The organism is Spirillospora sp. NPDC049652 (genome assembly GCF_040675125.1).
Classification (GTDB): domain Bacteria; phylum Actinomycetota; class Actinomycetes; order Streptosporangiales; family Streptosporangiaceae; genus Spirillospora.
On record NZ_JBFAOF010000337.1, the window covers coordinates 1 to 7046 of the forward strand.

The 7046-nt window shown below is 72.8% G+C and carries 12 protein-coding genes; 10 read left to right on the forward strand and 2 right to left on the reverse strand.

What is annotated here, in order from left to right; translation table 11 throughout:
• The 7 genes from AB0J52_RS21275 to AB0J52_RS21305 all read left to right on the forward strand — a co-directional run.
• Positions 1-339, forward strand: a 339-nt coding sequence (locus AB0J52_RS21275) for an aminotransferase class I/II-fold pyridoxal phosphate-dependent enzyme (protein WP_500183431.1), incomplete at its 5' end; no start/stop codon positions are given.
• Positions 336-929, forward strand: a complete 594-nt coding sequence (gene hisB, locus AB0J52_RS21280; protein ID WP_500183433.1) for an imidazoleglycerol-phosphate dehydratase HisB — start codon at positions 336-338, stop codon at positions 927-929. The genes AB0J52_RS21275 and hisB, both read left to right, overlap by 4 nt.
• Positions 930-931: 2 nt before the next feature.
• Complete coding sequence (hisH, locus tag AB0J52_RS21285) at positions 932-1573, forward strand: imidazole glycerol phosphate synthase subunit HisH (RefSeq protein ID WP_500183434.1); 642 nt, start codon at positions 932-934, stop codon at positions 1571-1573.
• 48 nt (positions 1574-1621) lie between these two features.
• A complete protein-coding gene (gene priA / locus AB0J52_RS21290; protein WP_500183437.1) occupies positions 1622-2341 on the forward strand; it encodes a bifunctional 1-(5-phosphoribosyl)-5-((5-phosphoribosylamino)methylideneamino)imidazole-4-carboxamide isomerase/phosphoribosylanthranilate isomerase PriA in 720 nt (239 codons plus the stop codon).
• Positions 2338-2724, forward strand: coding sequence for a RidA family protein (locus AB0J52_RS21295; RefSeq protein ID WP_500183440.1), 387 nt, complete (start codon positions 2338-2340; stop codon positions 2722-2724). The genes priA and AB0J52_RS21295 overlap by 4 nt, the downstream gene beginning before the upstream one ends.
• Positions 2721-3482 carry an imidazole glycerol phosphate synthase subunit HisF gene (gene hisF / locus AB0J52_RS21300; protein ID WP_500183442.1) on the forward strand — a complete coding sequence of 254 codons (762 nt, stop codon included), beginning with the start codon at positions 2721-2723 and terminating at the stop codon, positions 3480-3482. The genes AB0J52_RS21295 and hisF overlap by 4 nt, the downstream gene beginning before the upstream one ends.
• The gene (locus tag AB0J52_RS21305; RefSeq protein ID WP_500183444.1) at positions 3479-4321 is read left to right on the forward strand and encodes an ATP-grasp domain-containing protein; all 843 of its coding nucleotides are present in this window, start codon (positions 3479-3481) and stop codon (positions 4319-4321) included. The genes hisF and AB0J52_RS21305 overlap by 4 nt, the downstream gene beginning before the upstream one ends.
• Positions 4322-4376: 55 nt before the next feature.
• On the opposite strand, the gene AB0J52_RS21310 is transcribed toward AB0J52_RS21305, so the two are convergent.
• Positions 4377-5099, reverse strand: coding sequence for an N-acetyltransferase (locus AB0J52_RS21310; RefSeq protein ID WP_500183446.1), 723 nt, complete (start codon positions 5097-5099; stop codon positions 4377-4379).
• A gap of 165 nt (positions 5100-5264) precedes the next feature.
• On the opposite strand from AB0J52_RS21310, the gene AB0J52_RS21315 reads away from it, so the two are divergent.
• The 3 genes from AB0J52_RS21315 to AB0J52_RS21325 are packed head-to-tail and all read left to right on the forward strand — an operon-like array spanning position 5265 to position 6734.
• Positions 5265-5696 (forward strand): SRPBCC domain-containing protein, encoded by a 432-nt coding sequence (locus AB0J52_RS21315; RefSeq protein ID WP_500183448.1) that lies wholly within the window; start codon positions 5265-5267, stop codon positions 5694-5696.
• Complete coding sequence (locus tag AB0J52_RS21320) at positions 5686-6060, forward strand: ArsR/SmtB family transcription factor (protein WP_500183449.1); 375 nt, start codon at positions 5686-5688, stop codon at positions 6058-6060. Before AB0J52_RS21315 ends, AB0J52_RS21320 begins: the two co-directional genes overlap by 11 nt.
• A gap of 8 nt (positions 6061-6068) precedes the next feature.
• Positions 6069-6734, forward strand: coding sequence for a DUF899 domain-containing protein (locus AB0J52_RS21325; protein WP_500183450.1), 666 nt, complete (start codon positions 6069-6071; stop codon positions 6732-6734).
• Positions 6735-6823: 89 nt separating this feature from the next.
• On the opposite strand, the gene AB0J52_RS21330 is transcribed toward AB0J52_RS21325, so the two are convergent.
• A partial coding sequence (locus tag AB0J52_RS21330; protein ID WP_500183452.1) for a hypothetical protein occupies positions 6824-7046 on the reverse strand: 223 nt, incomplete at its 5' end.

Consider the following 7046-nt stretch of genomic DNA (forward strand, 5'->3'; position numbering starts at 1 on the left):
CTGCCGTACCACCTGTCGGCCGTCACGCAGGCCGTCGCCCGCACCGCGCTCGCCCACGCGGGCGAGCTGCTCGGCTCGGTGGACGCGCTGCGCCGCGAGCGCGACGCGACCGTGGCGTGGCTGCGCGGCGAGGGCCTGCGCGTCGCCGACTCCGACGCCAACTTCGTCCTGTTCGGGACGTTCCCCGACCGCCGCGGGGTGTGGCAGGGGATGCTCGACAGGGGCGTCCTGATCCGGGAGGTGGGACCGCCCGAGTGGCTGCGGGTCAGCGTCGGCGCCCCCGAGGAGATGGACGCGTTCAGGAACGCACTCAGGACCGCGATCGAGGAGAGCAAGTGAGCCGCACGGGCAGGGTCTCGCGGGGGACCAAGGAGACCGAGGTCCTGGTCGAGGTCGACCTCGACGGTACCGGCGTCGTCGACATCGCGACCGGCGTCGGCTTCTACGACCACATGCTGGCCCAGCTCGGCAAGCACGGCTCGTTCGACCTGACCGTCAAGACGACCGGCGACCTGTACATCGACAGCCACCACACGATCGAGGACACCGCGATCGCGCTCGGCGCCGCGTTCCGGCAGGCGCTCGGCGACAAGGCGGGCATCCGCCGGTTCGCCAACGCCTCGGTGCCGCTGGACGAGGCGCTCGCCCAGGTCACCGTCGACATCGCGGGCCGTCCGTACCTGGTGCACAGCGAGCCCGAGGGCATGGCCCCGATGATCGGGCCGGAGTACGACACCACGATGACCCGGCACATCCTGGAGTCGTTCGTCGCCAACGCGGGCGTCTGCCTGCACGTCCACGTGCCGTACGGGCGCAACGCCCACCACATCGTGGAGGCGCAGTTCAAGGCGCTGGCGCGGGCGCTGCGGGACGCGGTCGCGTTCGACCCGAAGGTGCACGGCATCCCGTCCACCAAGGGAGCCCTGTAGGCATGGGCAAGTCGATCGTCGTCCTCGACTACGGGTCGGGGAACCTGCGCTCGGCCGAGCGCGCGATCGCCCGGCACGGCGTGGACGTCACCGTCACCTCCGACTTCGACGCCGCGCTGGACGCCGACGGCCTGGTCGTCCCGGGCGTCGGGGCGTTCGAGGCGTGCATGGCCGGGCTGCTGAAGATCAAGGGCGAGCGGATCATCGGGCGGCGGCTCGCGGGCGGCCGGCCGGTCCTCGGCATCTGCGTCGGCATGCAGATCCTGTTCGCGCGGGGCGTCGAGCACGGCGTCACCACCGACGGCTGCGACGAGTGGCCCGGCACGGTCGAGCGGCTGTCGGCGCCCGTCCTGCCGCACATGGGGTGGAACACCGTGGACGTCCCGTCCGGCTCGCGGCTGTTCGCGGGGCTTCCCGCCGACACGCGCTTCTACTTCGTGCACTCCTACGGGGTGCGCAGGTGGGAGCTGGAGTCCGACCCGTCCGGCAACATCAAGCCGCCGCTGGTCACCTGGGCCGAGCACGGCGACCGCTTCGTCGCCGCCGTCGAGAACGGCCCGCTGTGCGCCACCCAGTTCCATCCGGAGAAGTCCGGCGACGCCGGAGCGCGGCTCCTGGAGAACTGGCTCGCCACGGTCGACTGACCTCCCCTTCTCTTCCCACTCATTTCCGGCATCCCGGGTAAGGACCCCATGTCACTCACGCTGCTTCCCGCCGTTGACGTCGCCGACGGCCAGGCCGTGCGCCTGGTGCAGGGCGAGGCGGGCACCGAGACCTCCTACGGCGCGCCGCTGGAGGCCGCCCTCGCCTGGCAGGAGGCGGGCGCGGAGTGGATCCACCTGGTCGACCTCGACGCCGCGTTCGGCCGCGGCTCCAACCGGGAGCTGCTCGCCGAGGTCACCGGCCGGCTGGACGTGAAGGTCGAGCTGTCCGGCGGCATCCGCGACGACGCCTCCCTGGCGGCGGCCCTCGCGACCGGCTGCACGCGGGTCAACATCGGCACCGCCGCGCTGGAGGACCCGGCCTGGTGCCGCAAGATCATCGCTGAGCACGGTGACAAGATCGCCGTCGGCCTGGACGTGCGCGGCACCACGCTCGCCGCGCGCGGCTGGACCCGCGAGGGCGGCGACCTGTGGGAGGTGCTGGCCCGGCTGGAGGACGACGGCTGCCCCCGCTACGTCCTCACCGACGTCACCAAGGACGGCACGCTGCGCGGCCCGAACACCGACCTGCTCCGCGAGGTCTGCTCCCGCACCGACAAGCCGGTCATCGCCTCCGGCGGCGTCTCCTCCCTCGACGACCTGCGCGCCCTGTCCGGCCTGGTGGAGAAGGGCGTCGAGGGCGCGATCGTCGGCAAGGCGCTCTACGCGGGCGCGTTCACCCTGGAAGAGGCGCTGGAGGCCGTGCGTTGATCGAGCGCATCACCTCCGGCGGCCCCTGGGAGGACGAGATCGGCTACTCCCGGGCCGTCCTCGCCGGGGACTTCGCCTTCGTCTCCGGGTGCACCTCCACCGTGGACGGCGAGGTCGTCCACCCCGGCGACCCCTACCAGCAGACCCGCACCGCGATCGAGATCGCGCTGTGGTCGCTGGAGCGCCTCGGCCTCGGCCGCGAGCACGTCGTCCGCACCCGGATGTACGTCACCGACGCCGCCTACTCCGACGATGCCGGCCGCGCCCACGCCGAGTTCTTCCGCGACGTCCGGCCCGCCGCGAGCATGCTGGTCGTCGCCGGACTGATCGACCCGCGGCAGCTGGTCGAGATCGAGATCGACGCGTACCGGGGGGCATCGTGACCGTCGCCGTGCGAGTGATCCCCTGCCTGGACGTGGACGCCGGGCGGGTCGTCAAGGGCGTCAACTTCCAGAACCTGCGCGACGCGGGCGACCCGGTCGAGCTGGCCGCCCGCTACGACGCCGAGGGCGCCGACGAGCTGACCTTCCTCGACATCACCGCCTCGTCCGCCGACCGCTCCACCACCTACGACGTGGTGCGGCGCACGGCCGAGCAGGTGTTCATCCCGCTCACCGTCGGCGGCGGCGTCCGCAGCGTCGAGGACGTGGACCGGCTGCTGCGCGCGGGCGCGGACAAGGTGTCGGTCAACACCGCCGCGATCGCCCGTCCCGAGTTCCTGCGCGAGGCCGCGCACCGGTTCGGATCCCAGTGCGTCGTGCTGTCGGTGGACGCCCGCCGCGCCGAGGGCACCCCGTCCGGCTTCGAGGTGACCACGCACGGCGGACGCCGCGGCACCGGCATCGACGCCGTCGAGTGGGCCCGCCGCGCCGAGGAGCTGGGCGTCGGGGAGATCCTGCTGAACTCGATGGACGCCGACGGCACCAAGACCGGCTTCGACCTGGAGATGCTGCGGGCCGTCCGGGCCGAGGTGTCGGTGCCGGTCATCGCGTCCGGCGGCGCGGGCGCGGTGGGCGACTTCGCCCCCGCCGTCGCCGCCGGGGCCGACGCGGTCCTCGCCGCGTCGGTGTTCCACTTCGGCGACCTCACGATCCCCGACGTGAAGGCCGCCCTGCGCCAGGAAGGACTCCCCGTCCGTTGAAGGTAGCCCTCGCCACGTTCGCCGCGATCCCGGACGGCGGCCACGAGGCCGCGCTGCTGCGCGCGTCGCTCGCCCCCCTCGGCGTCACCGCCGACCCGGTCGTCTGGGACGACCCGTCCGCCGACTGGTCGTCCTACGACCTGACGGTCATCCGCTCCACCTGGGACTACACCGACCGTCCCGAGGAGTTCCTGACCTGGGCCGACGCGCTGCCCCGCGTCGCGAACCCGGCCCCGGTGCTGCGCTGGAACACCGACAAGCGCTACCTGCGCGACCTCGCCGCGGCCGGCGTCCCGACCGTCCCGACCCTCTGGGACCCGGACGACCTGCCCGACTGGGACGAGTTCGTCATCAAGCCCGCCGTCTCGGCGGGCTCCCGCGACACCGCCCGCTGGAAGCGCGGCGCCGAGGACGACCAGGCCCGCGCCCACCTGGAGTCCCTGCGCGGCACTCCGGCGATGGTCCAGCCGTTCCTGCCCGCCGTGGACACCGAGGGAGAGACCGCCCTGCTGTTCTGCGACGGCGAGTTCGCCCACGCCGCCCGCAAGGCCCCGATCCTGCGCGCCGGCGCGGGCATCGAGGGCCTGGTGACCGGCGAGGACGGCCGCGGCGCCATCACGAGGACCACCCCGACCGACGCGCAGCTGTCCCTCGCGGAGCGGACGCTGGCCGCCGTCCCCGGCAACCCCGACCTGCTCTACGCCCGCGTGGACATGGTCACCGGCCCCGACGGCACCCCGGTCCTGATGGAACTCGAACTCACCGAGCCCTCCCTCTTCCTGGAAGCCGCCCCCGAATCCGCCGACCGCTACGCCAAGGCCATAACCACCCGCCTCTGAGCCCTCCGAATGGTCCGCCGCCCCTCGCGGCGGACCATTCGCATATTGCGGCTGGTCAGAGGGTGTGGCGGATCCAGACGTTGGGTTCGACGTAGACGGCGTGGTCGTGTTCGAGGGAGCAGGTCACCGGGACCAGCGCCTGGGGGACCTCTACCGGGCCGGGGACGTCGAAGGGGAGGCCCGTCCACTCGCGCCACTGGGCCAGGGAGCCGGCGATCACCATGGAGGCGGGCGCGATCGAGTCGATGACCCCGCCCGCGCGGACGTGGACGCGGAGCCAGGGGTCGTGCGGCAGGCCGTCCTCGCGGGTGCGGTGGGCGTACTCGGCCATCGGGGTCTTCGGTTCCAGGTGCTTGGCGTTCGGGCGGACGGGGGCGACCAGCTCGCCGAACCCGCGCGCCTTGGCGTTGTCGCGCATCGCGGCGAGCATCGTGCCCGAAAGGCCGGTGCCGCGGCGGTCGCCGCGGATGGTGATCTCGATGGCGCTGACCGTGTCGGCCCGGGTTCCGGCGGTGCGGTCCCGGAAGGCCCAGATCATCACCTGGTCCCAGCCGGTGCCGGGAAGCGGGCCGCGGGACTGGAACGGGACGCTGAAGCCCCGCGCGACGAGGCTGCCGCCCTCGGTCGCGACGATCACGAACTCCGGGAACAGCCGGGGGATGTCGGCCCAGCGGGTCTGCGTGACCGGGTCGTATCCGGTGAAGCCCGGCCATTCCGCGCTGAGCTCCGGCAGCGCCTGCTCCAGTTCCGGCCGTTCGGCCAGCGTCGTGATCTCCATTCAGGCAGGTTAACAGCCGTTATGGACGAGTTTCCTGGGGTTTGTGGCCGAGTGTCCTGGCGGTGGGTGAGGGCGGCAGCAGCCCGGCCGTATGGCATCCCGATATTGACGCAACCTTTGGGTTGCCATACGGTTGCAACCGTTGGGTTGCAACTAGGAGGCGTCATGGGGTTTCCGGATCGGATCGAGCGCAGCATCGACCTCGCGCACCCGCCCGCCAGGGTGTGGGGCGCGCTCACCACGGCCGAGGGGCTGGCCGCCTGGTTCGCCGAGGCCGCCGGCCTGGAGCTGGAGCCCGGCGGCGCGGGGTGGATGAAGTTCGGCAACGGCATGGAGCAGCGCATGCGGGTCGAACGCGTCGAGGAGCCGCGCGTGTTCGGGTTCACCTGGCAGGTCTACGGCCTGCCGGACGACGACCCGCGCCGCACCTACGTCGAGTTCACCCTCGAACCGTCCGGCGGCGGGACGCGGCTGACCGTCGTGGAGACCGGCTTCGCGCAGCTCCCGGAGGCCGAGCACGCCAAGGCGTTCGGCGGCAACACCGACGGGTGGAAGGCGCAGTTCGAGAACCTCGCCACGTTCCTCGATGCGGCCTGACGCAGCACCATCGGACGGCCCGCCCGGGCGCGGCGCGCCGTCCGACGCGGAGGCGGTCGCCGAGCTGGTGTTCACCTCGCTGGCCGACCCGACGCGCCGCGCCCTCCTGGCGGAGCTGGCCGCGGGCGGTCCGGCCACCGCGACCGACCTCGCCGCGCGCCTGCCCATCACCCGGCAGGCCGTCGCCAAGCACCTCGCGCTGCTCGCCGACGCCGGGCTGGTGACGGCCGAACCGGGCGAGCGCCGCCGCGTCCGGTACCGCCTCCGTTCCGCGCCCATGCAGGTGGCACAGCAGTACCTGGCCGCCCTCGCCCGTGACTGGGACGGCCCGCTGGCCGCCCTGCGGGACCATCTCGACCAGTAGGAGTACTCATGAACACCGCACCCGTCGTCTCCCGCGAGGAGTGGGAGGCCGCGCGCGAGCGCATGCTCGTCCAGGAGAAGGAGCTCACCCGGGCCCGCGACGCGCTCGCCGCCCAGCGCCGCCGCATGCCGTGGCTGCGCGTGGACGACCCATACGTGTTCGACGGCCCGGACGGCGAGGCCGGACTGCTCGACCTCTTCGAGGGCCGTCGGCAGCTGATCGTCTACCGCGCGTTCTTCGAGCCCGGCGTGGGCGACTGGCCGCACCGGCCCTGCAAGGGCTGCTCGATGGTCGCCGACCAGGTGGCGCACACGGCCCACCTGAACGCCCGCGACACGACGCTCGTGTTCGCGTCCCGCGGGCCCCAGCCGGAGATCGAGCGCATGAAGGCCCGGATGGGCTGGACGATGCCCTGGTACACCATCACCGACGGCTTCGACGCCGACCACGGAGTGGACGAGTGGCACGGCACCAACGCGTTCATCCGCGACGGTGACACGGTCTACCGCACCTACTTCGTCAACGGCCGGGGCGACGAGGCCATGGGCGGCACGTGGGCCTACCTCGACATCACCGCCCTCGGCCGCCAGGAGACCTGGGAGGACTCGCCCGAGGGACATCCCCAGACCCCGCCCTACCAGTGGTGGGACTGGCACGACTCCCACGGCGCCTGACCCTCCGCACCGCCGCCTGTCCGTCCGCCGCGCCCGCGTCCCCTCAAGGACGTGGACGCGCCGGACGGACGGGCGATGGGGAGGAGCCTCTAAGCGGTTTCGATCACGTCGGTGTTCGCTCCGGCGGTGTTGGTCTCCGTGGCGTCCGCTGTCGCGGCCTGTGAGGCGTCGGTCTCGGGTGGCGCGTCCTCGGCGTCCGCGGGGACTTCGCCCTTGGTGTTGGTGGCCCGCAGGGCGATCACGGCGGCGGCGACGATGAAGACCGCCGCGCCGAGCAGCGCGCGCTGGAAGCCCTCGGTGAGCGCGACCGGC